The sequence below is a fragment of the Allobosea psychrotolerans genome, from assembly GCF_002917105.1.
GTDB lineage: Bacteria > Pseudomonadota > Alphaproteobacteria > Rhizobiales > Beijerinckiaceae > Allobosea > Allobosea psychrotolerans.
Genome location: NZ_PQFZ01000003.1, coordinates 309,293 through 332,068, shown reverse-complemented (window position 1 = coordinate 332,068; position 22,776 = coordinate 309,293). Strand labels below are relative to the sequence as shown.

At 65.6% G+C, this 22,776-nt stretch carries 25 protein-coding genes, 1 tRNA gene and 1 pseudogene; 15 read left to right on the top strand and 12 right to left on the bottom strand.

The window, feature by feature from the left end; genetic code table 11:
- The first annotated feature begins 124 nt into the window (after positions 1-124).
- The 4 genes from CYD53_RS07295 to CYD53_RS07280 all read left to right on the top strand — a co-directional run bounded on the left by CYD53_RS07295 (position 125) and on the right by CYD53_RS07280 (position 3,552).
- The gene (locus CYD53_RS07295) at positions 125-394 is read left to right on the top strand and encodes a FliM/FliN family flagellar motor switch protein (RefSeq protein WP_083269630.1); all 270 of its coding nucleotides are present in this window, start codon (positions 125-127) and stop codon (positions 392-394) included.
- Positions 395-662: 268 nt separating this feature from the next.
- Positions 663-747: transfer RNA gene (locus tag CYD53_RS07290), tRNA-Leu, on the top strand.
- A 232-nt stretch (positions 748-979) separates the two neighbouring features.
- Positions 980-2,386 (top strand): magnesium transporter, encoded by a 1,407-nt coding sequence (gene mgtE / locus CYD53_RS07285; RefSeq protein ID WP_103717415.1) that lies wholly within the window; start codon positions 980-982, stop codon positions 2,384-2,386.
- A 176-nt stretch (positions 2,387-2,562) separates the two neighbouring features.
- Positions 2,563-3,552 carry a glycoside hydrolase family 25 protein gene (locus CYD53_RS07280; protein ID WP_425428268.1) on the top strand — a complete coding sequence of 330 codons (990 nt, stop codon included), beginning with the start codon at positions 2,563-2,565 and terminating at the stop codon, positions 3,550-3,552.
- A 22-nt stretch (positions 3,553-3,574) separates the two neighbouring features.
- Here CYD53_RS07280 and CYD53_RS07275 read toward each other — a convergent pair whose 3' ends face one another.
- Entirely contained in the window at positions 3,575-4,282 is a 708-nt protein-coding gene (locus CYD53_RS07275; protein ID WP_146055840.1) for a CDP-alcohol phosphatidyltransferase family protein, read from the bottom strand.
- Between the two features lie 245 nt (positions 4,283-4,527).
- On the opposite strand from CYD53_RS07275, the gene CYD53_RS07270 reads away from it, so the two are divergent.
- The 3 genes from CYD53_RS07270 (at position 4,528) to CYD53_RS07255 (ending at position 8,301) form a co-directional block, all read left to right on the top strand.
- Positions 4,528-5,484, top strand: coding sequence for a glycoside hydrolase family 25 protein (locus tag CYD53_RS07270; RefSeq protein ID WP_210202297.1), 957 nt, complete (start codon positions 4,528-4,530; stop codon positions 5,482-5,484).
- Positions 5,485-5,574: 90 nt separating this feature from the next.
- Entirely contained in the window at positions 5,575-7,203 is a 1,629-nt protein-coding gene (locus CYD53_RS07260; RefSeq protein WP_103717411.1) for an inorganic phosphate transporter, read from the top strand.
- An 84-nt stretch (positions 7,204-7,287) separates the two neighbouring features.
- Positions 7,288-8,301 carry a transporter gene (locus CYD53_RS07255; RefSeq protein ID WP_103717410.1) on the top strand — a complete coding sequence of 338 codons (1,014 nt, stop codon included), beginning with the start codon at positions 7,288-7,290 and terminating at the stop codon, positions 8,299-8,301.
- A 121-nt stretch (positions 8,302-8,422) separates the two neighbouring features.
- On the opposite strand, the gene CYD53_RS07250 is transcribed toward CYD53_RS07255, so the two are convergent.
- The 3 genes from CYD53_RS07250 to rplM form a co-directional block, all read right to left on the bottom strand.
- A complete protein-coding gene (locus tag CYD53_RS07250; protein ID WP_103717409.1) occupies positions 8,423-9,175 on the bottom strand; it encodes an SDR family oxidoreductase in 753 nt (250 codons plus the stop codon).
- A gap of 157 nt (positions 9,176-9,332) precedes the next feature.
- Positions 9,333-9,812 carry a 30S ribosomal protein S9 gene (gene rpsI, locus CYD53_RS07245; RefSeq protein ID WP_069692103.1) on the bottom strand — a complete coding sequence of 160 codons (480 nt, stop codon included), beginning with the start codon at positions 9,810-9,812 and terminating at the stop codon, positions 9,333-9,335.
- Positions 9,813-9,814: 2 nt separating this feature from the next.
- Positions 9,815-10,276 carry a 50S ribosomal protein L13 gene (gene rplM, locus CYD53_RS07240; RefSeq protein ID WP_092177746.1) on the bottom strand — a complete coding sequence of 154 codons (462 nt, stop codon included), beginning with the start codon at positions 10,274-10,276 and terminating at the stop codon, positions 9,815-9,817.
- 241 nt (positions 10,277-10,517) lie between these two features.
- Here rplM and CYD53_RS07235 point away from each other — a divergent pair, with 241 nt between their 5' ends.
- The 3 genes from CYD53_RS07235 to CYD53_RS07225 all read left to right on the top strand — a co-directional run bounded on the left by CYD53_RS07235 (position 10,518) and on the right by CYD53_RS07225 (position 12,361).
- Complete coding sequence (locus tag CYD53_RS07235) at positions 10,518-11,306, top strand: substrate-binding domain-containing protein (RefSeq protein ID WP_103717408.1); 789 nt, start codon at positions 10,518-10,520, stop codon at positions 11,304-11,306.
- Positions 11,307-11,580: 274 nt separating this feature from the next.
- Entirely contained in the window at positions 11,581-12,012 is a 432-nt protein-coding gene (locus tag CYD53_RS07230; RefSeq protein ID WP_103717407.1) for a MerR family transcriptional regulator, read from the top strand.
- Entirely contained in the window at positions 11,945-12,361 is a 417-nt protein-coding gene (locus CYD53_RS07225) for a carboxymuconolactone decarboxylase family protein (RefSeq protein ID WP_103717406.1), read from the top strand. The genes CYD53_RS07230 and CYD53_RS07225 overlap by 68 nt, the downstream gene beginning before the upstream one ends.
- 307 nt (positions 12,362-12,668) lie before the next feature.
- On the opposite strand, the gene CYD53_RS07220 is transcribed toward CYD53_RS07225, so the two are convergent.
- Complete coding sequence (locus tag CYD53_RS07220; protein ID WP_103717560.1) at positions 12,669-13,085, bottom strand: PaaI family thioesterase; 417 nt, start codon at positions 13,083-13,085, stop codon at positions 12,669-12,671.
- A 104-nt stretch (positions 13,086-13,189) separates the two neighbouring features.
- On the opposite strand from CYD53_RS07220, the gene CYD53_RS07215 reads away from it, so the two are divergent.
- The 3 genes and pseudogenes from CYD53_RS07215 to CYD53_RS07205 all read left to right on the top strand — a co-directional run.
- A complete protein-coding gene (locus CYD53_RS07215) occupies positions 13,190-14,002 on the top strand; it encodes an enoyl-CoA hydratase (protein WP_103717405.1) in 813 nt (270 codons plus the stop codon).
- A 200-nt stretch (positions 14,003-14,202) separates the two neighbouring features.
- Positions 14,203-15,375: an isovaleryl-CoA dehydrogenase gene (locus CYD53_RS07210; protein WP_103717404.1), complete on the top strand. Its 1,173-nt coding sequence runs from the start codon at positions 14,203-14,205 to the stop codon at positions 15,373-15,375.
- Between the two features lie 134 nt (positions 15,376-15,509).
- Positions 15,510-15,902: pseudogene (locus CYD53_RS07205) on the top strand (gamma-glutamylcyclotransferase family protein); the annotation flags it as partial.
- Positions 15,903-16,172: 270 nt separating this feature from the next.
- Here the strand turns inward: CYD53_RS07205 and CYD53_RS07200 are convergent.
- The 4 genes from CYD53_RS07200 to CYD53_RS07190 all read right to left on the bottom strand — a co-directional run bounded on the left by CYD53_RS07200 (position 16,173) and on the right by CYD53_RS07190 (position 19,314).
- The gene (locus CYD53_RS07200) at positions 16,173-17,966 is read right to left on the bottom strand and encodes an ABC transporter ATP-binding protein (RefSeq protein WP_103717559.1); all 1,794 of its coding nucleotides are present in this window, start codon (positions 17,964-17,966) and stop codon (positions 16,173-16,175) included.
- A gap of 354 nt (positions 17,967-18,320) precedes the next feature.
- The gene (locus tag CYD53_RS07195; RefSeq protein ID WP_103717402.1) at positions 18,321-18,662 is read right to left on the bottom strand and encodes a hypothetical protein; all 342 of its coding nucleotides are present in this window, start codon (positions 18,660-18,662) and stop codon (positions 18,321-18,323) included.
- Positions 18,663-18,705: 43 nt separating this feature from the next.
- The gene (locus CYD53_RS30175) at positions 18,706-18,882 is read right to left on the bottom strand and encodes a hypothetical protein (protein ID WP_181011744.1); all 177 of its coding nucleotides are present in this window, start codon (positions 18,880-18,882) and stop codon (positions 18,706-18,708) included.
- Between the two features lie 9 nt (positions 18,883-18,891).
- On the bottom strand, positions 18,892-19,314 hold the full coding sequence (locus CYD53_RS07190) for a rhodanese-like domain-containing protein (protein ID WP_103717401.1): 423 nt from the start codon (positions 19,312-19,314) through the stop codon (positions 18,892-18,894).
- Between the two features lie 224 nt (positions 19,315-19,538).
- Here CYD53_RS07190 and CYD53_RS07185 point away from each other — a divergent pair, with 224 nt between their 5' ends.
- Positions 19,539-20,267, top strand: a complete 729-nt coding sequence (locus CYD53_RS07185; RefSeq protein WP_103717400.1) for a DUF599 domain-containing protein — start codon at positions 19,539-19,541, stop codon at positions 20,265-20,267.
- A complete protein-coding gene (locus tag CYD53_RS07180; RefSeq protein WP_103717399.1) occupies positions 20,260-20,535 on the top strand; it encodes a DUF3253 domain-containing protein in 276 nt (91 codons plus the stop codon). The genes CYD53_RS07185 and CYD53_RS07180 overlap by 8 nt, the downstream gene beginning before the upstream one ends.
- A 51-nt stretch (positions 20,536-20,586) precedes the next feature.
- On the opposite strand, the gene CYD53_RS07175 is transcribed toward CYD53_RS07180, so the two are convergent.
- The 3 genes from CYD53_RS07175 to CYD53_RS07165 form a co-directional block, all read right to left on the bottom strand.
- On the bottom strand, positions 20,587-21,375 hold the full coding sequence (locus CYD53_RS07175; RefSeq protein WP_103717398.1) for a YdcF family protein: 789 nt from the start codon (positions 21,373-21,375) through the stop codon (positions 20,587-20,589).
- Positions 21,376-21,452: 77 nt separating this feature from the next.
- Positions 21,453-21,977, bottom strand: coding sequence for a DUF1311 domain-containing protein (locus tag CYD53_RS07170; RefSeq protein WP_103717397.1), 525 nt, complete (start codon positions 21,975-21,977; stop codon positions 21,453-21,455).
- Positions 21,978-22,142: 165 nt separating this feature from the next.
- Complete coding sequence (locus CYD53_RS07165; RefSeq protein ID WP_103717396.1) at positions 22,143-22,763, bottom strand: glutathione S-transferase family protein; 621 nt, start codon at positions 22,761-22,763, stop codon at positions 22,143-22,145.
- Positions 22,764-22,776 lie beyond the last annotated feature (13 nt).

The window sequence follows — 22,776 nt, the reverse complement described above, 5'->3', positions numbered from 1 at the left end:
TGTTTGTTCAACGTTCATTCATCGGAAGCGGCAGGCGCCTCTTGCGCTCGAAAATGGCCCTCAGGCAAGCTCTGCTGGCAAGTTTCGTTGGTAGAATTCTGAAGTAGGGTTTCGGAGGCAGGACTTGAAGGCTGATCTCGATCTCGTTCCTGTCGTTCTCACCGTCGTGCTGGGCCAGACCCAGATGCCGATCTACAAATTGCTGCGCATGGGCCGCGGCGCCATCATCGAGCTCAACGCGACCGAGACCGAGGAAGTCCAGATTCTCGCCAACAACCACCCCTTCGCCAAGGGCAATGTCGTGGTCAGCGGCTCCAAGATCTCGGTCGAGATCACCCAGATGCTGAAGCGCCCGACGGTCTACTCGCTCCAGAGCGTCGCCGAGGCGGCCTGAGCGGCCAAGCGATTCTCCGCGTCTCCACAGCCCTCATCCTGAGGAGCGGGCTGAAGGCTCGCGTCCCGAAGCATGTTCCAGCTGGTTCGGGAGCCTTCCGGAGCATCCTTCGAGACACAGCCTACGCGGCTCCTCAGGATGAGAGCTGTAGGGGATAAACCGGACCATGACGCATTCTTGACGAAACACTCTTGTGGCGGCGGATTCGATTTGCTAGACCCGCGCCGTTCCTGAGTTGCCGCGTTCACACGGCAGTTTTCGAGCCGCTGCGGTCATGGCGGAATTGGTAGACGCACTACCTTGAGGTGGTAGCGGGGAGACCCGTGGAGGTTCGAGTCCTCTTGACCGCACCAGATTTGGGCTGAGCCCCACGAACGGCGACCCTCGCGGGTCGCCGTTCGTGTTTCCGGGCTGGAGCATCGGCCCGAAAAGTGGAAACCGGTTTTCGGGACAAGCCGATGCCGTGGCACTGGGACTATGCCGTGAAACGGTCATGCTGCATTGCAAGAGCGCAAGCGCACTGACACAAGAGCAGCCGCCCTTCCCTCGAATCCAGACCGTCCCTCAGACCATGGAGCCGAACCGATGGCGGACACGCAAACGGCTCAGGACGCGGTGCTGGAGCGCCCGATTCGCGACGAAGACGGTGCGATCGACGCAGGGCTGATCGAGCAGATCTCGCAAGCTGTCCTGCTCTCGGACCTGACGACGCTGCGCGCCGTCGTCGCCGACATGCACGAGGCCGATCTCGGCGCCGTGCTGGAAGCGCTCGATCCCGAGGAGCGCCCGCGCCTGATCTCGCTGCTCGGCGCCGATTTCGACTTCACCGCCCTGACCGAGGTCGACGACGCCGTCCGCGAGGAGATTCTCGAGGAGCTGTCGGCGCAGACCGTCGCCGAGGGCGTGCGCGATCTCGACACCGACGACGCGGTCTACATCCTCGAAGACCTCAACGAGGCCGACAAGCAGGAGGTTCTCGACAAGCTGACGCCCTCCGAGCGCGTCGCGCTGCAGCAGGGCCTCGACTATCCCGAAGGCAGCGCCGGCCGGCGCATGCAGAGCGAGGTCGTGGCGGTGCCGCCCTTCTGGACCGTCGGCCAGACCATCGACTATCTGCGCGAGACGGAGGATGTGCCGGAGCGCTTCTTCGAGATCTTCATCGCCGACCCCGCGCATCATTTCGTCGGAACCGTCCAGCTCGACCGCCTGCTGCGGACCAAGCGGCCGGTGCCGGTCGCCGAGCTGGTCGGGGAGGAGAACCGCGTCGTCAAGGCGACCGACGACATCGAGGATGTCGCGCGGATGTTCCAGCGCTACAACCTCGTCGCCGCGCCCGTGGTCGACGATGCCGGCCGCCTCGTCGGCGTGATGACGATCGACGACATCGTCGACGTCATCGAGGAGGCGGCCGATGACGACGTCAAGCAGCTCGGCGGCGTCGACGCCGACGAGGAGTTGTCGGACCCCGTCCGGCAGATCGCCAAGAGCCGCTTCCGCTGGCTCTTCATCAATCTGCTGACCTCCTTCCTGGCAGCGGCCGTGATGAGCCTGTTCGAGGCGCAGATGACCAAGCTCGTGGCGCTGGCGATCCTGGCCCCGATCGTCGCGAGCCAGGGCGGCAATGCTGCGACCCAGACGATGACGGTGGCGGTTCGCGCACTGGCGACGCAGGAACTCGGCGCCTGGAACCTGCGCCGTTTCTTCACCCGCGAGATGATCGTAGGCCTGCTGAACGGTGTCGGCTTCGCGCTGATCACCGGCGTCACCGCCGCGATCTGGTTCTCGAGCACGGGGCTGGGCCTCGTCATCGGCGTCGCGATGATCGTCAACCTGATCGCCGCAGCCGGAGCCGGCGTCGCAATTCCCGTCCTGCTCGACCGGTTCGATATCGACCCCGCAATCGCATCGGGAACCTTCGTCACGACGGTGACCGATGTCGTGGGCTTCTTCGCTTTCCTCGGGATCGCGACATTATGGCTCGGCTTGGGCTAGAACCCTGCGCGAAAAAGTGGGTACCGGTTTTTCGCATGAGCAATGCTCTAAACTCTTGGAATCGATCACATCGCATTCGGACGTTTCCGTCCGAATGCGATGTGATCTAGCCTAAGGCCTGAGAAAAACCGGTAACGTAAACCGGGCGTCAAGCTTTCTCCTCAATTTTCAGGGAGATGACCCTGCACCGTATGTTCAGCCGCAATCCCATCTCCCTCCTTGTCGCCACCGCGCTCGCGGTGCTGGGCGGCTGCGTCGCGATGGAAGGCAACTATCCGCTCAAGGGCGACAACCGGCCTCATCCGGGCGTCGCCGCCGCGCATCGCTATGCCGTTCAGGGCATCGACATTTCGCGCTGGCAGGGTGAGATCGACTGGGCTGCAGTGAAAGGCGCCGGGACGCGCTTCGTCTATATGAAGGCGACCGAGGGCGGCGACCATGTCGATCCGGCCTTCCAGCGCAACTGGGACGCGGCGCGCCGGGCCGGCGTGCGGCGCGGCGCCTACCATTTCGTCTATTGGTGCCGCCCGGCCCATGAGCAGGCGATCTGGTTCAAGCAGCAGATCCCCAACGATCCCGATGCGCTGCCGCCGGTGCTCGATGTCGAATGGAACGGCCATTCCAAGACCTGCCCGCAGAAGATCGACCGGGCGCTGGCGCTGGAGAAAATCCAGCTCATGCTGACCGAGCTCGAGCAGCTCACCGGCAAGAAGCCGGTGATCTATACCGACATCACCTTCCACAAGGATGTGCTGGAAGGCCAGTTCAACGACTACCCCTACTGGATCCGCTCGACGGCAGCCCTGCCCGAGGCACGCTATGCCAACCGGCCCTGGGCGTTCTGGCAGTTCACCACCACGGGGCGCGTGCCGGGCATCAGGGGCGACGTCGACCGCAACGCCTTCTTCGGCAGCGAAGAACAGTTCATCGGCTGGATCAACGGCGAGTTCGATATCGGCACGCGCGCCTGGGCCAAGCGCCGCCAGTCGCCGGCGCAGCCGAGCCCGAGCATCGTCAACGAGCCGCCGGCGCCTGCTCCCTCGCTCCAGCCGTCAGCGCCAGAACCGGTCGAGCCCGAGGACGCGCCTGTCGCGACCGTGCCCGGCGCTATCGAGCCGGTGCCCTCCTCGCTTCACATCGGCCGGAGCACCGGCAAGCGCAACTGACGGGGCCGTTTTCGCCGCGCCGTCAGGCTCGGATGCGACGGCGTCTTTCCCAGGCGCGCCCCAGGCCGAGCAGGACGAAATAGGCGACCGCGACCAGCAGGACGCCTTTCGCCAGTTGGTCCGGATGCATCTCCCGCCAGACCGTCCACAAGGCCGCCCCCGCCCAGAGCACCAGGATCGAGAGCGTCAGCCAACGCCAGCGCCGCACCCTGACCGGGTGGACGAAGACGACCGGCGCAAACATCAGCGCCGTCGCGACCAGAACCACCGCAACCGCCAGCCAGGCCGGCGGCGCAAAGGCGACGATGTAGAACAGGACGATGTTCCACACCGCCGGAAAGCCGCGGAACCACCAATCATCGGTCTTCATGCCGGTATCGGCGAAATAAAGCGCGCTCGTCAGCGCGACGACGACGCCGCAGAGCAGGCCCCAGGGCTGCGCCATCACATCGGCGCGCAGCAGCATCGCGGCGGGCACGAAGACATAGGTGATGAAATCGACGACGAGGTCGAGCTGGGCCCCGTCATAGCGCCTGGCCAATTCCCTGACTTCGAGCCGGCGCGCCAGCGGCCCGTCTAGCGCATCGACCAGCAGCGCCACCGCGAGCCAGCCGAAGGCCTGGGCCAGATCGCCCACGATCACAGCCTGCAGCGAGAGCAGCCCGAGCGCCGCGCCCAGCGCCGTGAAGACATGCACGCCATAGGCGAGCGTCCTGCGCCACCCCGTCACCGCCTGCCGCCTGCCCGGCTCCACCGCCGCTCCTCCCCGGTTAACCAAAGCTGAAACAAGCCATTCGGATGCGAGCAAGTTCTAACCGGGCCTTAACCACGTCGCTCTCATCTGGAAAGGCTAGATCACGTCGCATTCGGACGGAACCGCCCGAATGCGACGTGATCGCTTCTAAAAGTTGAGAGCATTGCTCTTGCGAAAAGCCGGTACCCACTTTTTCGCGCAAGGCTCTAATGGAGAAGTGGATGCCCGCGCGAGCGACGATTTTCGGACGAACCCTTTTCGGTGTGCTCGCCACGCTCGGCCTGCTCGCCTGCGAGACCGTGCCCGCCGCCGCGCTCTACCCGAAGAAGGGCGACAGCGAACCGCATCGCGGCGTGCGCGACGCGCGGCGCAAAGCGATCCAGGGCATCGACATCTCGCGCTGGCAGGGCGAGATCGACTGGGCCAAGGTCAAGGACGCCGACACCCGCTTCGTTTTCATCAAGGCGACCGAAGGGGGCGACCATCTCGACCCCAGCTTCAAGCGCAACTGGGCCGAGGCGAAAAAGCACGGCATCCCGCGCGGCGCCTATCATTTCGTCTGGTGGTGCCGCTCGGCCAAGGACCAGGTGCGCTGGCTGAAGAAGCACATCCCGCGCGATGTCGACGCGCTGCCACCCGTGCTCGATGTCGAATGGCAGAACGGCTCGCAATGCACTCGCAAGATCTCGCGCGACCAGGCTCTCGCCAAGATCCGCGAAATGTTGGCGGCGCTGCACGCCCATACCGGCAAGAAGCCGATCATCTACACCGACATCAATTTCCATGAGGACGTGCTCGAGGGCGAATTCAACGACTACCCCTATTGGCTGCGCTCGACCGCCGCGCCGCTGAAGCATCGCTATAACCGCGAGAAATGGGAGTTCTGGCAGTTCACCACGACAGGCCAGGTGCCCGGCATCACCGGCGATGTCGATCGCAACGCCTTCTTCGGCACCGAGCAGGAATTCGCCGCCTGGCGCGCCGGCCGCTTCGACATCGGCGCGCGCAAATGGCATGGCGGCGAGCCGAAGGTCGCCAGCTCCAAGCCGCCTGCGCGCCCTGCCGGCGCGAGCGCGCCGAAGGCGGCAGGCGCAGCCCCGCCCAGGCTCGTCCCGCCCGGGCGGGTGCCGCAACGGACGGCCGCGACGCGCGACGCGGGCGCGATCATGCGCGATTGAGCTTCTCGCAGTCGCGAGAGCCCGTCATCAGACCGTCAGCGATTTCGCACAGGTTACCCGAACCTTAACAGGGCTCCGGGGAGCAGTACGATGACGAGCATGACGTTGGACCACGGCACGGGCCATGCTCCCGATGCCGGAAAACCGAAGCTGGACGCTCCCAATAGCCTCAGTGCCCTCGCCTTCTTCGCCGGGGTCATGACCGCCGGCCTCGCCTACATGGCGTTTTCGCTCTACCAGGACATTTCGACCGCCGGCACGGAGGCCACAACCTGGCTGCCCTTCATCCTGCTCGGCGTGGCCATGCTGATCGCGCTCGGCTTCGAGTTCGTCAACGGCTTCCACGACACCGCCAACGCAGTCGCGACCGTGATCTACACTCATGCGATGCCGGCCAACCTCGCCGTCGTCTGGTCCGGCTTCTTCAACTTCCTCGGCGTGATGATGGCAAGCGGCGCGGTCGCCTTCGGCATCATCTCGCTGCTGCCGGTCGAGCTCATCCTCAATGTCGGCTCCGGGGCCGGTTTCGCCATGGTCTTCGCGCTGCTGATCGCCGCGATCATCTGGAATCTCGGTACCTGGGCGCTCGGCCTGCCGGCATCGTCCTCGCATACGCTGATCGGATCGATCATCGGCGTCGGCCTCGCCAACCAGCTCTACAATTCGAACAGCGGCACTTCGGGCGTCGACTGGTCCAAGGCGATCGAGATCGGCCAGTCGCTGCTGATCTCGCCGCTGTTCGGCTTCATCGCCGCTGCGCTCGTCTTCGTGACGCTGAAGATCCTGGTGAAAAGCCCCGAGCTCTATGCCGAGCCGAAGGGCAACAAGCCGCCGCCGCTCTGGATTCGCGCCATTCTGATCGCGACCTGCACCGGCGTGTCCTTCGCCCATGGCTCGAATGACGGCCAGAAGGGCATGGGCCTGATCATGCTGATCCTGATCGGCTGCGCACCCACGGCCTATGCGCTGAACCGCGCCATTCCCGCCGGCGATGTCGACACCTTCCGCAAGACCGCCATCGCCGCCAGCGCCGTGATCGACCAGAAGGCGCTGGGTTACGCCATCATCGGCGATCCACGCCAGAACGTGACGCGCTATGTCGCCGACCGGACGATCGACGACTCGACCTTCCCGGCGCTCTCGGCGCTGAACAAGGAGATCGTCAAGCAGGTCGAGACCTATGGCCACCCCTCCAAATATCCGGCCGCGGTCGTCGGCAACGCCCGCAACGACATGTATCTCGCTTCCGAGGCGATGAAGCACATCTTCAAGGCCGACAAAAAGGAAGAGAAGATCTTCACGGCCGAGGACCTCAAGGTCATGAGCGCCTACAAGGCCTCGCTCGACGACGCGACCCGGTTCATCCCGTTCTGGGTCAAGGTCGTGGTGGCGCTGGCGCTCGGGCTCGGCACCATGGTCGGCTGGAAGCGCATCGTCGTCACCGTAGGCGAGAAGATCGGCAAGTCGCACCTGACCTATGCCCAGGGAGCCTCAGCCGAACTCGTCGCCGCCGCTACCATCGCGGCCGCCGACGTCTACGGCCTGCCGGTCTCGACCACGCACATCCTGTCCTCGGGCGTCGCCGGCACGATGGCGGCCAACAAGTCGGGCCTGCAGATGTCGACCGTGCGCAACATGCTGATGGCCTGGGTGTTGACCCTGCCCTGCGCCATCCTGATCTCCGGCACGCTGTTCGTGGTGTTGCGTCAGGTGTTCTGAGGCCAAGCGTAAGGCCGGCGCCGAGGCGTTGCCGCCGCGGCGCCGGTTTGCTTTTCAAGCTCTTCACAATGGGGCAAGCCCCGCATGAACATCGCATTGCCGGCCCATGCCGATCTCCAGTCCAGCTCCGGCATCGTCTGGGCCTATCGCTTCGACGAGGCGGGAAAGCCTGGCCTGATCCCGCGCGACGAACTCCCTGGCCTCGCCCCGCCGGCCACCGGCTTCGTCTGGGTCCATCTCGATCTCGTCCACACCCGCATACCGGCCTGGCTCGCCGGGCAATCCGCCTTGCCACTGCCGGCGCAGGCGATGTTCCTGTCGCATGACAACCATCAGCGCCTCGACCATTCGCCCGAACTGGCCTGGGGCATCTCGCATGATCTGATCCGCGACATCGCCGAGAAATCCGAGAGCGTCGGCGCGCTGCACTGGATCATCGGAGAGCGCTTCCTGCTGACCGGCCGGCGCGGCGCCCTGCAATCGATCCGCATGACGGTCGAGGCCCTGGAGCAGGGCGAGACCATCGCCTCGCCCGCCTCCCTGTTCGAGCACATCATCGAATACATCATCGACGACGTGACCGACGCCGTGATCCGCCTCACCGACGAGATCGACAGCGTCGAGGACCATGTCCTGAGCGACCGCCTCCGCGACGGCCCGCAGCGCGTCGGCGCGGTCAGGCGCACCTCCGTTCGATTGCACCGCCAGCTCAACGGCCTGCATCTGCTGTTCCGGCGCTTCGCCGAGACCGGCTCGGGCCGCGCCGCGCCGGACGCCGTGAAGGCCTGCGCCGGGCGCCTGCTGCAGCGGGTCGACACCTTGCACCATGACGTCCATTCCGTGCAGGAGCGCGCCCGCCTGCTGCAGGACGAGATCGCCGCCCGCTCGGCGAACCGCACGAATGAGCAGCTTTATGTGCTCTCGATCCTGACCGCCGTCTTCCTGCCCGCGACCTTCATCACCGGGCTCTTCGGCATCAACGCCAAGGGTGTGCCCTGGGCCGAAGACACCGCTGGCTTCAGCTATGTCACGCTGATGTGCCTGGCGGCGGCCTGGGCGGTGATGCTGTTCCTGAAGCGCCGGGGCATGATCGGCTGAGGGCCGCGGCGATGGGGCTCAAGGCGTGAAGACTTGTTTTGGAAACGCCGCCGTCATTCCGGAGCGATCCGAAGGATCGAGCCCGGAATGACGGCGTGGTTCGCGCAGAAGCCGCCCGACTCTAGCGCCCGCCCGCCACGCGCAGGATCACGCCTGTCGTATAGGCCGAGGCCTCCGAGAGCAGGAACAGGATCGATTCGGCGATCTCGTCGGGCGTCGCGACGCGCTTGAGTGGGATCGTCGGCGCGATGCGCGCGACGCGGCCGGGCTCGCCGGAGGACATCGCGTGGATATCGGTCTCCGTCATGCCCGGCGCGACCGCGTTGACCCGGATGCCGGCCGGAGCCAGCTCTTTGGCGAGCCCGATGGTGAGGGAGTCGATCGCGCCCTTGGAGGCGGCGTACCAGACGAATTCGCCGGGCGAGCCGAGCGTGACGGCTGCCGAGGAGATGTTGACGATCGCCCGGCCTTTCGCCTCGGCATTGGCGCTGAGCGCGCGCGCCGCCTCGCGCGCGACCAGGATCGCGCCGGTGACGTTGATGTCGATGCAGGAGCGGATCACGGCGGTGTCGGCCTCGGCGAGCGAACTCGCCTTGCCGGTGATGCCGGCATTGTTGACGACATGGCTGAGCGGCCCCAGCGCCGCTTTCGCCTCGGCGAAGACGCGGATGATGTCGGTCGCGCTCGCCATGTCGCCCTGGAGCGCCACGGCCCTGGCCCCGGCCGCCTCGCAAGCCGCAACGACCCCGGCGGCGGCATCGGCATTGCTTTGATAGTTCACCGCGACATCATAGCCGCGCTTGGCCGCCATGATCGCGGTCGCAGCGCCGATGCCACGGCTGCCGCCGGTGACGAGAAGGACGGGGCGGGTCATGGGAGGCTCCTTTTCGATGAAACAGCCTCAGCCCTCGTCCTGAGGACCGAGGCAGAGGCTCGGCACGCCCCAGGATGAGGGCTGCGGGAGGGCAATAGAAACGAAAAGGGCGGCTCTTGCGAGCCGCCCTTCCACATACCGGACCGTCGTAAAACGATCAGCGCTTCGAGAACTGGAAGCTGCGGCGGGCCTTGGCCTTGCCGAACTTCTTACGCTCGACGACACGCGAATCGCGGGTCAGGAAGCCTTCCTTCTTGAGCGGGCCGCGAAGCTCGGGCTCATAGAAGGTCAGGGCCTTGGAGATGCCGTGGCGCACCGCGCCGGCCTGGCCGGACAGGCCGCCGCCCTTGACCGTGACGACGACGTCGTACTGGGTCAGGCGATCGACATGCTGCAGCGGCTGCTGCAGGACCATGCGCAGCACCGGGCGGGCGAAGTAGACCTCCTGGTCACGCGTGTTGACCGTGATCTTGCCCGAGCCGGGCTTGATCCAGACGCGGGCAATGGCGTTCTTGCGCTTGCCGGTGGCATAGGCACGGCCCTGGGCGTCGATCTTCTTGACGTGGACGGGAGCGTCGGGCTGGGTCGACTTCGCGACCTGGCCGAGCTGCTCGAGAGACTGAAGAACCTCGGCCATGATCAGACCCTCGCATTCTTGCGGTTGAGCGCAGCGACGTCGAGCGTCTCCGGCGACTGGGCGGCGTGCGGATGCTCAGCGCCCTTGTAGACGCGCAGGTTGCCGAGGATCTGGCGGAAGAGCGGGCCACGCGGGAGCATGCGCTCGACGGCCTTCTCGACGATGCGCTCAGGGAAGCGGCCCTCGAGAATGAACTTGGCCGAACGCTCCTTGATGCCGCCGGCAAAGCCGGTGTGGTGGTAATAGACCTTCTGGTCGAGCTTGCGCCCGGTCAGAACCACCTTATCGGCGTTGACGATCACGATATTGTCGCCGCAGTCGACATGCGGGGTGTAATTGGCCTTGTGCTTGCCGCGCAGGCGCATCGCCACGATGGTGGCGAGACGGCCGACGACCAGCCCGGAGGCATCGATCACAACCCACTTTTTTTCGACGTCGGCGGGCTTCAGCGACATGGTCTTCATCGCAGCACCCCTTCGGTTAGCATGAAAAAAGGACAAGCCTCCGGGAACCCGGCGGCGATGTGAGGCGGTGGTTAAGGGGCTGCCGCGGCTATGTCAAGGCAATCCGTCGACACAAATAGCCAAGAAAACCCATGTTTTCAAACGACATGCGATAAAAGGTATCCAGATACCGTACAAGACGGCAATTGATCTCTGTTGCATCGCGCCGAGCTTTCGCAATCATGCGGCAGGAGGACCGTCCATGAACAAGAAACCGCTTGCCTGCACCCTGCTGAGCCTGGGCCTCACCGCATCGCTCTTCGCTCTCCCCTCGCCAGCCTCCGCAGAGGTCCATGTCATCAGCTCCGGCGGTTTCACCGCGGCCTATAAGGAACTCGTCTCCGGCTGCGAGGTGAAGATCGGCCAGAAGGTCGTCAGCGCCTACGGCGCCTCGATGGGGGCCGCGCCCGATGCCATACCCAACCGGCTGGCGCGCGGCGAACCCGCCGATATCGTCATCCTGGCCAGCGACGCCTTCGACAAGCTGGTCAAGGACGGCAAGGGCATTCCCGGCAGCCGGGTCGATCTGGTGCGCTCAGTGATCGGCCTCTCGGTCAAGGCCGGCGCGCCCAAGCCCGACATCTCGACGGTCGAGGCGCTGAAGAAGACGCTGCTGCAGGCGAAGTCGATCGCCTATTCCGCCAGCGCCAGCGGAACCTATCTCTCCGAGGAGCTGTTCCCCAAGCTCGACCCGAGCGGCCAGGTCATGGCCAAGTCGAAGAAGATCTTCAGTGAACGCGTCGGCACGGTGGTGGTGCGCGGCGAGGCCGAACTCGGCTTCCAGCAGGTCAGCGAACTGATCACGATCGACGGGCTGGATTTCGTCGGCACGCTGCCCGAGGAGGTCCAGCGCGTGACGGTCTTCTCGGCGGGGCTGGCGGCCGGGTCGAAGGAGCCGGAAGCGGCGAAGCAGCTGATCGCCTGCCTGGGTTCGCCGGAGGCCGCGCCGGTCATCCGGAAGACCGGGCTGGAGCCGCTGCCGCAGAAGTGAGCGGCAACGGCGATCCGTCTCCGTCATGCTCGCCCTCGTGGCGGGCATCGACGTCTTTCACGCCCGCCCGGGAGAAGACGTGGATGGTCGGGACAACGAGCCCGATCAAGACGGCGGGTTCAGCGCTCGCGCCGGAATGGCATACGGCCAAGATCGGCGCCAAGCCGGTTGCGAAAGCCGCATCCAGCGCCGAATCCGCCTGTGCAACCGGCCCTTGACTTAGAGTGCGCTCGAACTTGTAACCAGATCAGCGTCACGACGAACAAGGCAAACCATGAAGATCGGGGACCTCGCGAGGCGCACGGGACTATCGACGCACACGATCCGCTATTACGAGCGGATCGGGTTGCTGCCCTACGCATCGCGCGCCTCCTCGCAGCAGCGCGAATACGATGCCTCCATCCTGGTCTGGATCGAGTTTCTCGGCCGTCTCAAGACGACCGGCATGCCGATCCGCGACAAGCTGCGTTATGCGCGTTTGCGCGAACGCGGCCCGGAGACGCAGGAGGATCGCCGCATCCTGCTGGAGGAGCACCGGACCAGGGTCCGGACCCATATCGCCGAGCTTCAGGCCTGCCTTGCCGTCCTCGACACCAAAATTGCCGGCTATGCCGGCTCCGACATGGTGGAGAAGATTGATGATGCTGCAACAGAACGGCGCAAACGAGCGGTTCGAGAGGGGCTTGCGCGCCCTCTCCGAGATTGACGGCCATGCCGGCGAGAACGTTGTCGATCAGCTCGCCGATATCGCTCCGGATTTCGCGCGCTACGTGATCGAGTTTCCCTTCGGCGACATCTATTCCCGCCCGGGCCTCGATCTCCGAAGCCGCGAGATTGCGACCATTGCGGCACTGGCCGCACTCGGGAATGCCGCACCGCAATTGAAGGTCCATATCGAGGCGTGCCTGAATGTCGGGATCAGCCGAGAGGAGATCGTCGAGGTCCTGATGCAGATGGCCGTCTATGCCGGCTTTCCCGCCGCGGTGAACGGGCTCTTCGCCGCCAAGGAGGTCTTTGCGGCCAGAGGCGACGCCGGGCGGGAGCGCGCGGCATGATGATGTCCAACGTCCGCGTCGTTGTCGCTGGCAGCCTCGCCGCCCTCGTGCGGTCGGCGATCGGGCTCTCGGTCAAGGCCGGCGCGCCAAGCCCAACATCTCGACGGTCGAAGCGCTGAAGAAGACGCTGCTGGAAGCGAAGTGCCCATCTGTCATTCCGGGGCTTCGCGCCAGCGAAGAACCCGAAACCCACGACCGGGTGAGCGTTGTCGACCGGGGTTGGCGAAGATATCGCGCACCCGGTCGTGGGTTCCGGGTTCGGCGCTGCGCGCCGCCCCGGAATGACATGGTGGTGCCGTTCGACCCGCTACCGCTCGGCCGGGATCGAATAAGTCCCCGTCGCATGGCAGACCATCTCGCTCTCGCCTTGCGAGAACAGGCAGACTTCGCCGACCGCCAGCCGCCTGCCGAGCTTGAGCAGCCTCGCCTCCGCGATCAGCGCCGCCTGCCCGGGCTTGCGCAGGAAATTGTAGTTGAGGCTCGTCGTCACCGCGAGCGCGACCGGGCCGATCTGGGCCAGGATCGCGGCATAGAGCGCCAGATCCGCCAATGCCATCATGGTGGGTCCCGAGATCGTGCCGCCGGGGCGCAGATGGCGCTCGTGATAGTCGCAGCGCATGCGCGCGCTCATCGGCCCGACATCCTCGATGAAATAGGTGCGCCCGCCATAATGGAGCTGCGGGAACACCTGGTCGAGAAAAGCCTCCAGTTCGGAGACGGTCATGCGCGTCGTCATGGTGCGGGAAACCGGAAGCGGATCGGACATCCCTCCCCTTGCAGCATGGCGATCCCGCTCCGACAATAGGCGCGATCGCGAAAGGCCAAGCCATGAATGCCCATACCGGACCCGAAGCCGCACTGGTGCTGCTGCGCAGCGATGCGGACGGCGTCGCGACGCTGACGCTGAATCGCCCGCAATCGCGCAATCCGCTGAGCGAGGCGATGCTGGCGGCTCTGAGCGAGGCCTTCACCGTGATCGCGGGCGACCGCAGCGTGCGCGCTGTCGTGCTCAGCGCCGCCGGACCGGTGTTCTGCGCCGGGCATGACCTGAAGGAGATGAGCGCGCATCGCGCCGATCCGGATCGCGGCCGCGCCTATTTCACCGACATCCTCGGGCGCTGCTCGGCGATGATGCAGCAGATCACCAGCCTGCCCCAGCCTGTGATCGCTGCCGTCGAAGGCACCGCGACCGCCGCCGGCTGCCAGCTCGTCGCCAGCTGCGATCTCGCGGTCGCGGGCTCGCAGGCAAAATTCTGCACGCCGGGCGTCCATATCGGCCTGTTCTGCTCGACGCCGATGGTGGCGCTCTCGCGCAATCTCGCGGCCAAGCACGCGCTGGAGATGTTGCTGCTCGGCGAGATGGTGCCGGCGCCTGAAGCCGCGCGGATGGGGCTGGTGAACCGTGTCGTCCCGGCGGGCGAGGCCCTGGCGGAGGCGCAGCGCCTTGCCGGCGTGATCGCCTCGAAATCCCCGGCCACCGTCAAGATCGGCAAGCGCGCCTTCTACGAGCAGCGCGAAATGGGCTTGAGCGCGGCTTATGACCATGCCTCGGCGGTGATGGTCGAGAACATGCTGGCGCGCGACGCGGAGGAAGGCATCGGCGCCTTCATGGAGAAGCGCGCACCCGTGTGGGAGAACTAAAGCATCGCCCCAAAGTTGGAGGCCTGTTTCCTGGGCAAGCCGATGCGGCATCGAAGCACGCCGCTCCTGTGCGGTTCCGCACGGTTCGACGCGCTGACAGACCCGGTTTCCGGGCTATAACGCAGGCCAAGAGAACGCAGGCTGAGAAAACGCAGACTAAGAGCGATCACAGCGCGCCAGCCAATCCGGGAGATCTGACCATGCTCGCCAACGCACCGCGCCCCTTCAATTTCGACCTCGGCGAGACCGCCGATGCGATCCGCGACACGGTCCATGCCTTCGCGCAGGAGAAGATCGCGCCGCGTGCCGAGGAGATCGACAAGACCAACACCTTCCCGCGCGATCTCTGGCCGCAGATGGGCGCGCTCGGCCTGCACGGCATCACGGTGAAGGAGGAGGATGGCGGTGCGGGGCTCGGCTATCTCGAGCATGTCGTGGCGATCGAGGAGGTCAGTCGTGCCTCCGCTTCCGTCGGCCTCAGCTACGGCGCCCACAGCAATCTCTGCATCAACCAGATCGCCCGCAACGGCAATGCGGCGCAGAAGGCGAAATACCTGCCCAAGCTGATCTCCGGCGAGCATGTCGGCGCGCTCGCCATGTCCGAGCCGGGAGCTGGCTCGGACGTCGTCTCGATGAAGACGAAGGCGGTGAAGAAGGGCGACCGCTATGTGCTCACCGGCAACAAGATGTGGATCACCAACGGGCCGATCGCCGAGACGCTGGTGGTCTACGCCAAGACCGATCCGGAGGCCGGTTCGCGCGGCATCTCGGCCTTCCTGATCGAGAAGGGCATGAAGGGTTTTTCGACCCACCAGAAGCTCGACAAGCTCGGCATGCGCGGATCCGACACCTGCGAACTGGTCTTCGAGGACTGCGAGGTTCCCGAAGAGAACGTGCTGGGTGCGGTCGGGCGCGGCGTCAACGTGCTGATGTCGGGCCTCGATTATGAGCGCGTCGTGCTCTCGGCCGGCCCGCTCGGCATCATGCAGGCAGCGCTCGACGTGGTCATGCCCTATGTCCATGAGCGCAAGCAGTTCGGCCAGGCGATCGGCGAGTTCCAGCTCGTCCAGGGCAAGCTCGCCGACATGTATGTGATGATGAACGCCTGCAAGGCCTATGTGTATGCCGTTGCCAAGGCCTGCGACCGCGGCGAAACCACCCGCGAGGACGCAGCCGGCGCGATCCTGATCTCGGCCGAGAAGGCGACCCAGATCGCACTCGACGCGATTCAGCTTCTGGGCGGCAACGGCTACATCAACGACTACCCGACCGGACGACTGCTGCGTGACGCCAAGCTCTACGAGATCGGCGCCGGCACCAGCGAGATCCGGCGCATGCTGATCGGGCGGGAATTGTTCCAGAAGACGAAGTGACGGCCGCAGGCCGTCATGCTCGGGCTTGACCCGAGCATCTCCGGACGGGATGTCTCCCAATGGCGGAGCATCGAACCTCCCGAGAGATTCTCGGGTCTGCGCTTCGCTCCGCCCGAGAATGACGTGAGGCACCAATGCCCCTCTACTTCGCCTATGGCGCCAATATGGACGTTGCCGCGATGGCGACGCGCTGTCCGCGCTCGAAGCCGCTCGGGCTGGCGCGCCTGCCGCGCCATCGCTTCATCGTGACGCGCGACGGCTACGCCTCGGCCGTCCGCGACCCGCGCGAGGAGGTCCATGGCGTGCTCTGGGACTGCGCGCTCAGCGATATCCGCGCCCTCGACAAGTTCGAGGACATCGCCAGCGGGCTTTATGTGAAGATCAACCAGCCGGTGATCGTGCCGGGCGGAGCCAAGCGCGCGCTGGTCTATGTCGGGCGCTCCGGAGAGGTCGGGCGGCCCAGGCCGGGCTATCTCGAAGACGTCATCGCCAGCGCGAAACACTGGGCTTTGCCAGAGGCTTACCTCGCGGCAATGAATCGTTTCCTGAGCAAGCCGAATCTGGATGCGAAGACGTTGAATCAGGATGTGAAGGAGGCCCTGCCGCCGGGGCCGGTTGCAGGTGTTCGGCCACGAGCGCTGGCGCCGAAATAGGACAGTCCCATCATGCTCGGGCTTGACCCGAGCATCTCCCGACAAGATGGCTCCCGGCGGACACGGAACCCTTCTCGGCACGCAGTTCTCGGGTCCGCGCGGTGCGCGGCCCGAGAATGACGCAGGCATCAGGGGCTGGCGGCGTCACGCCGCCAGCCCCTTGGCCATCTCGCTGACCTGCTTCTCGAACAGCGCGCGATAGGCGCCGTTCTCAGCGGTCAGCAGCGCCTCATGCGGGCCTTCCTCGACAACGCGGCCGCGATCGAAGACCAGGATGCGGTCCATCGCGCGCACGGTCGAGAGCCGGTGCGCGATGACGATGGTGGTGCGGCCTTCCATCAGCCGCTCCATCGCCTGCTGGATCAGCGCCTCCGATTCCGAATCGAGGCTCGAGGTCGCCTCGTCCAGGATCAGGATCGGCGCATCCGCCAGGAAGGCGCGCGCCAGCGCGACACGCTGGCGTTCGCCGCCCGAGAGCTTGATACCGCGCTCGCCGACGAGCGTGGCATAGCCCTTGGGCAGGCGCATGATGAACTCATGCGCGTTGGCCAGCTGCGCCGCCTGCTCGACCTGCGCCTGGCTTGCGCCGGGCCGGCCATAGGCGATGTTCTCGGCCAGCGAGCGGTGAAACAGCACCGGCTCCTGCTGCACGATCGCGATCTGCTGGCGCAGGGATGCCTGCGTGGCGCTCGCGATATCGATATCATCGATCACGATGCGGCCCGAGGTGACGTCGTAGAGCCGTTGCACCAGCTTGACGAAAGTCGTCTTGCCGGAGCCCGAGCGACCGACGAGGCCCACCTTCTCGCCGCCACGGATGGTCAGCGAGAAGTCGCGATAGAGCGGGTCGGCATGGCCTCCGTAGTGGAAAGTCACGTTCTCGAAAGCGATCTCGCCCGCGGTCACGCCCATCGCCACCGCGCCCTTCCGGTCCGGCACGCCATAGGGAAGATCGTGCATCGCGACGAGCTCCTCCATGTCGTTGACCGAGCGCTGCAGGTTGTGGACGTGCTGGCCGACATCACGCAGATAGCCATGCACCACCGCATAGGCCGTCAGCACGAATGCGACATCGCCGGGCGAGGCCTGCCCGTTCGCCCACAGCCAGATCACGAGGCCGATCACCGCCGCACGCAGCACCAGCAGAACCACGTTCTGGCCAGTGCCCGACCAGGTGCCGCGAAGCCAGGCGCGCCGCGTCCTGAGACTCCATTTCGACACGACGGTCGCCAGGCGCAGATCCTCGCGCGCCTCGGCGCCATAGGCCTTCACGACCGGGTTGCAGGTGATGGAATCGGCCAGCGCGCCGCCCAGACGCGTGTCCCAGGCATTGCCGAGCCGCGCCGCCGGCGCCACGAAGCGCAGCGACAGCGCAAGCGTCAGCCCGATATAGGCCAGCGCCCCCAAAGCCACGACGAATCCCATCGCCGGCCAGTGCCAGGCCAGCACCGCCGTCATGCCGAGCAGGATGACCAGCGAAGGCAAGAGCGCGATCAGGATCGTGTCGGTCAGCAGGTCGAGCGCCCACATGCCGCGCGTGATCTTGCGCACTGTCGAGCCCGCGAAGTTGTTCGCGTGCCAGTCGGTCGAGAAGCGCTGCAGGCGCGCGAAAGCTTCCTGCGAGACATCGCTCATCGTACGCAGCGTCATCGTGGTCAGGCCGACGAAGGCGAAGTGCCGCCCGAGCACCATGATGGCGGCCAGCACCATCATCGCGCCCAGCGCCCGCAGCGCCGCTTCGGTGCCGCCGCCGCCACTCGACGCCGCATCGACGAGGCGACCGGCATAGACCGGCGTGAACAGCTCGGCGAGCGTGGCGGCGATGGTGACGCCGGCAACCCAGGCGACCTGCCCGGGCTGACGCGCCCAATGGCTGAAAGTGAAGCCGAGAACGGCCCGGAACGGCTCGCGCCGCCCGGTTTGAGTATCGTGAGACATCGATTCATTCGGCGCCGCGACGGCAGCCGACTCCAATTCAAGCGAAGCCCGGGCGCTGCCCCGGTCTTCTGAAAACGCGATGGGATTGCTGGCTCAGGCCGCCCTGGATCAGGCGGGCCGCGCGGTCGTCCGACTTAACGGGACGACGCCATTCGGGGAGCGGTGATGACGATGAATTTCATTCAGCCCTCCCTTTCCGATGTTGGAGCCAAGACTTGTGAAATAACAAGACATGCACGGTAAACGGGCAGACGCGAATCCCGCAAGTCGCAATTTTCGCATGGGGTGCTTGCGGAAAGCGCCGGGCGAGCTGGCTTCGGGCCTCGCGCTCGCCCAAGCCCCGCTCGCCCCGCCTCATTTCCGACAGGAGAAGGGCAGGAAGGTGCTCGCCGTTCCCGCATTCATCGCCAGGATGACCATGATGTTCGCGAGCTCGAGCTCCTCGGCGGATTTCGGGCAGACATTCGCCTGCGCCATGCAGCCCGATGCGAGGAAGGCTTCGTGGTCGGCGAGGAATTCCGGCCCCAAGCCTTGCGTCCCCCGGCGCGTCAAGGCCTCGGACCAGGCCTTCTTGTAGCGGGCGCATTTCACTTCGGACCAGCTCTGCGGCTGGCTGTCCTGCGCGAATGCCACGCTGGTCACGCTCACGATCGAGGCTGCCAGCAGGGTTGCGATCAGCTTGGTCGGACGCTTCATCTCAATCTCGGTTCATGCGACGCAGGCGCGGTTAGAGCGCACCTTACTTCCAGAACAATGCCAGCAATCTCACCGCGATCACCAGCACGAAGGCCAGAATGATGGTTCCCACCACGCGATGGCGCTTCTCTCGGTCGGGGAATTGGCGGCCGAGAATCCGCCCGAGCGGTTTGCGGAACAGGAAGGCGATAACGGCCAGAACGATCAGGATATGGGACAAATCGGCCGCTCAGTTCTTGCCGCCGGCGTCTTTCGACTCTGCTGCGTCGAAGGGTGCGCCAGCCTTCTTCCAGGCGCCGAAACCGCCGGCGATATGGGCGACCGGCTTCAGCCCCATCTCCTGGGCGGTCAAGGCCGCCAGCGCCGAACGCCAGCCGCCGGCGCAGAAGAAGACGAAGCGCTTGTCCTGGCTGAAGACCGGCTTGGCATAGGGGCTCTCGGGATCGATCCAGAACTCCAGCATGCCGCGCGGACAATGGAAGGCCTCGGGCATGCGCCCTTCCCGCTCCAGTTCGCGCGGATCGCGCAGATCGACGAAGACGACATCGTCGCGGCCATGCAGCGCCCTGGCCTCCTCGACCGAGAGCGTTTCCACAGCTGCCTCAGCCTCAGCCAGCAACGCCTTGTAGCCCTTGGTGATGATCTGCGGCATGGCAGGTCTCCGTTGTCGCGGCACCGTGTCGGCACGGCGCGTCGCGGTCAATCGCCCTGCCCTGCGAGCGCGATCTTGGCAAGTCGGCCTACACCGAGCAGTGTGGGATTCTAGAGCATTTTCGAGTGAACTGGACACCAGTCCGCGTGAAGACAATGCGATAAGACAAGGAGCTAGAGCGTTTTCGCGATTCGGAGAAACGCGGACATGCTCCAGGAGTTGGAATGATCGGGTTCGGCACCTTCGACATCGTCGGCTTTGCCTTCTTCGTGGCATCGTGGATCGGCTATCATTTCGCGGTGGAGCTCGGCCCGCATGCGGCGAAGAGCCTGAACATGCGGATGAACCTGCGCCGCGCGCGCTGGGTGCGCGAGGCCATGGGCCGCGACAACCGCATCGTCGATACGCAGGTCATGAACGGGCTGCAGAACGGCACCGCCTTCTTCGCCTCGACCTCGCTGATCGCGATCGGCGGTTCGCTCTCCCTGCTGCAATCGACCGACCGCGTCGTTGCCCTCTTTGCCGACCTGCCCTTCGGCACGCCGACCAACCGCGCCGCCTGGGAGATGAAGGTGATCGGGCTCGCGGTGATCTTTGGCTACGCCTTCTTCAAATTCGCCTGGGCCTACCGGCTGTTCAACTACTGCGTCATCCTGATCGGCGCCCTGCCCCCGGCCAAGAGCCATGACGAGCGCGACGCTGCGCGCGCCGTTCATGAGATGACCGAGATGAATATCGCCGCCGGCCGGCACTTCAACCGCGGCCAGCGCGCCTTCTTCTTCGCGCTCGCCTATATGGGCTGGTTCCTCGGGCCGGCGACCTTCATGATCTTCACCGCCGCGGTGCTGATCGCGATGTATCGCCGCCAGTTCGCCTCGGACGCCGCCCGCGTCTTCAGCTATGCCAACGCCCTGATCGACCACGCCGCAGCGCGCAAGGCCAGTGATGAGTGACCCGCACGACGCCCTCGAAGCGGCAATGCTGCGCCTCGTCGCCGAGCGTGGCCCAGGTGGCACGATCAGCCCGACCGACGCCGCCCGCGCCGTCGGCGGCGATCATCCCGATGGCTGGGGGCCCTTGATGCAGCCGGCGCGCAAGATCGCGGTCAGGCTGATGAAGGAGGGCCGCCTCGTCATCACCCGCAAGGGCAAGCCGGTGGATCCGGATGATTTTCGCGGGGTGTATCGCTTGCAGCTGCCAGAGGATGGCAGTGGGCAATAGGCAGTCGAAAAGTCCCCAGACTGCCAACGGTCTACTGCCCACTGCCGCCGGTCACGGCCCCGGAAACAGCGCGTCGGTATACCCCGCCAGCCGGTAGGCCAGGAGCCCGACCCATTCCTTGAAGCCGTCATCGGCGATGCTCAGGCCGCGCGGCGCCCGGCCATAGGGCCTGATGAAATCGGCCGGCTCGTTCTCCGACCAATAGTCGACCGGGAAGGCCTCAACCGCAAAGCCCGCCTTGCGGAACACGCCCATCGCGCGCGGCATGTGCCAGGCAGAGGTCACCAGCAGCCAGCGCTCGCCCGGCTTGGGTTCGACCAATCGACGGGTGAAGACGGCGTTCTCGCGCGTGTTGCGTGACCTGTCCTCCAGAACGAGCCGCTCCGGTGGCAGGCCGAGCCCCTCGAACAGCAATCGCGCGCCATCGGCTTCGGTCTCGGTGACCGGCGTGACCAGATTGGCGGCGCCGCCGGTAAAGACGATCTTGGCCTCGGGATGAAGCCGCGCGAGCTCGACCGCCTTGGTCATGCGCGCAGCCGCCGAGGTCAGCACCACATCACCGCGCGCAACGCCGATGGCACCGCCCAGCACGACGATGCCGGCAACCGGCCCCTTCGCGACGTCCTGCTGGGGGAAGCGGTTCTCGAGCGGGCGGATGACGATGCGCGGCAGCGGGCTGAACGCCATCAATGACAGGGCAAGCAAGGCGAGAATGCCGAGCCAGCGCCCGAACCGGGCAAGGCGCGTGAAGGCCAGCAGCGCGGCAAGCCCCGCCAGCAGGATCGCCAGATTCACCGGAGAGAAGACGAACCAGACGAGCTTGGAAAGAGTGAAGAACATCGACGGCCCCCGGCACAACTCAGCCGGTTATAGAACCTCGATGCTGACGGCTTGCTAACGCGGAGCGTCCCACTGCGTCAGCGGATGATGCGCGGCGGCGCTTGCGGCTGGCGCGGCTGGGCCTGCGGCAGCGACGCTTCGAGCTCGATCGCGCGGTTGGCGACCTCGCGTAATTCGCAGCCCGCCTGCCGGCCGAGCTGCCAGCCTTCTCGCTGCGTCGTTCCGTAGAAGGCGCATTTCTGCGCGACGAAACTCTCCCAGGCAACCTGCAGGGCAACGACCCGGTTGCGCTGGCCCGCATCGAGCGTGCGCCCCTTCAATCGCAGCGCCAGCAGCATCCGCTCGCGCCACACCGCCTCCTCCCGGCGCGCGCAGCCGGTTTCGGCAGCGCGCTGATCGACGCCGGTCGCACGCACGCAAGCGACCGCGATCATGCCGATGCAGGACGGCGCGGCGATACGGCCCTCGCGCAGGCAGGCAGCCAATTGCGCCCGGTCGCTCGCGAGCACCGTACGGCCCGGCGGCGGTGATGGCGCCTGCGCCCAGAGCGGCGTGGCGCTGACCATCAACAGAAAGAGCGGGAACGCGTTCAGCGGGATCATCGGTTCATCATCCGCGCCGGGGCGGCCAGATCAAGGCCACTGGAGCGTTTTCGAGCGAAGTGGACACCGGTTCGCGTGAAGAAAACGTCATAAAACAAAGAGCAGGAGCAGCATGCGGAAAAGTGGGAACCGATTTTTCGCATTGATCCGGCTCGATGCGTCACCTCACGAAATCGGCAACGGCAAGGCCGGCTTGGCGGCCGGGCGCTCGAAGAGGGTCTCGTACCAGCGCTGCAGATGCGGCCGCACGCGACGCTCGACCGGCATGTTCAGCCAGCGATGCGCACCGCAACCGACCGTGATGTCGGCCATGCCGAAACGCTCGCCCGCGAGAAAGCTCCGCGTCGCCAGATGCGCCTCCAGGATATCCATCTTGGCCTCGGTCTTGGCGATGGAAGCCGCGATCACGTCGGGGCCGGTATGCCCGGGCATTTTCCGCACCAGCCCCCAGAAGGCGGGCGTCATCGAGGGCTGCAATTCGGAGATCATCCAATCCATCCAGCGGTCAGCCTCCGTGCGCAGCGCCGGATCCTCCTCCCAGATCCAGCCGGCGCCATAGCGCGCCGCCAGGTAGCGCACGATGCTGTTGGATTCCCAGATGCAGACTTCGCCGTCTTCCAGCACGGGAATCTGGGCGTTGGGGTTCTTGGCAAGAAAGGTCGGCTCGCGCGTACCGCCGAATGCGCCGCCGAGGTCGATGCGTTCGAAGGTTTGACCGACCTCGCCTGCAGCCCAGACCACCTTCTGCACATTGATGGAGCTGATGCGCCCCCAGATCGTCAGCATGACTGCAAGTCCT

Coding starts and splice junctions, on each gene's coding strand:
- CYD53_RS07215 (WP_103717405.1), top strand. CDS start 13,190: ATGAATGCCCATACCGGACCCGAAGCCGCACTGGTGCTGCTGCGCAGC.
- rplM (WP_092177746.1), bottom strand. CDS start 10,276: ATGAAGACCATGTCGCTGAAGCCCGCCGACGTCGAAAAAAAGTGGGTT.
- CYD53_RS07165 (WP_103717396.1), bottom strand. CDS start 22,763: ATGCTGACGATCTGGGGGCGCATCAGCTCCATCAATGTGCAGAAGGTG.
- CYD53_RS07175 (WP_103717398.1), bottom strand. CDS start 21,375: ATGTTCTTCACTCTTTCCAAGCTCGTCTGGTTCGTCTTCTCTCCGGTG.
- CYD53_RS07210 (WP_103717404.1), top strand. CDS start 14,203: ATGCTCGCCAACGCACCGCGCCCCTTCAATTTCGACCTCGGCGAGACC.
- CYD53_RS07180 (WP_103717399.1), top strand. CDS start 20,260: ATGAGTGACCCGCACGACGCCCTCGAAGCGGCAATGCTGCGCCTCGTC.
- CYD53_RS07255 (WP_103717410.1), top strand. CDS start 7,288: ATGAACATCGCATTGCCGGCCCATGCCGATCTCCAGTCCAGCTCCGGC.
- mgtE (WP_103717415.1), top strand. CDS start 980: ATGGCGGACACGCAAACGGCTCAGGACGCGGTGCTGGAGCGCCCGATT.
- CYD53_RS07280 (WP_425428268.1), top strand. CDS start 2,563: ATGACCCTGCACCGTATGTTCAGCCGCAATCCCATCTCCCTCCTTGTC.
- CYD53_RS07220 (WP_103717560.1), bottom strand. CDS start 13,085: ATGACCGTCTCCGAACTGGAGGCTTTTCTCGACCAGGTGTTCCCGCAG.
- CYD53_RS07190 (WP_103717401.1), bottom strand. CDS start 19,314: ATGCCGCAGATCATCACCAAGGGCTACAAGGCGTTGCTGGCTGAGGCT.
- CYD53_RS07200 (WP_103717559.1), bottom strand. CDS start 17,966: ATGTCTCACGATACTCAAACCGGGCGGCGCGAGCCGTTCCGGGCCGTT.
- CYD53_RS07235 (WP_103717408.1), top strand. CDS start 10,518: ATGAACAAGAAACCGCTTGCCTGCACCCTGCTGAGCCTGGGCCTCACC.
- rpsI (WP_069692103.1), bottom strand. CDS start 9,812: ATGGCCGAGGTTCTTCAGTCTCTCGAGCAGCTCGGCCAGGTCGCGAAG.
- CYD53_RS07195 (WP_103717402.1), bottom strand. CDS start 18,662: ATGAAGCGTCCGACCAAGCTGATCGCAACCCTGCTGGCAGCCTCGATC.
- CYD53_RS07170 (WP_103717397.1), bottom strand. CDS start 21,977: ATGATCCCGCTGAACGCGTTCCCGCTCTTTCTGTTGATGGTCAGCGCC.
- CYD53_RS07230 (WP_103717407.1), top strand. CDS start 11,581: ATGAAGATCGGGGACCTCGCGAGGCGCACGGGACTATCGACGCACACG.
- CYD53_RS07225 (WP_103717406.1), top strand. CDS start 11,945: ATGATGCTGCAACAGAACGGCGCAAACGAGCGGTTCGAGAGGGGCTTG.
- CYD53_RS07260 (WP_103717411.1), top strand. CDS start 5,575: ATGACGAGCATGACGTTGGACCACGGCACGGGCCATGCTCCCGATGCC.
- CYD53_RS07185 (WP_103717400.1), top strand. CDS start 19,539: ATGATCGGGTTCGGCACCTTCGACATCGTCGGCTTTGCCTTCTTCGTG.
- CYD53_RS07250 (WP_103717409.1), bottom strand. CDS start 9,175: ATGACCCGCCCCGTCCTTCTCGTCACCGGCGGCAGCCGTGGCATCGGC.
- CYD53_RS07270 (WP_210202297.1), top strand. CDS start 4,528: ATGCCCGCGCGAGCGACGATTTTCGGACGAACCCTTTTCGGTGTGCTC.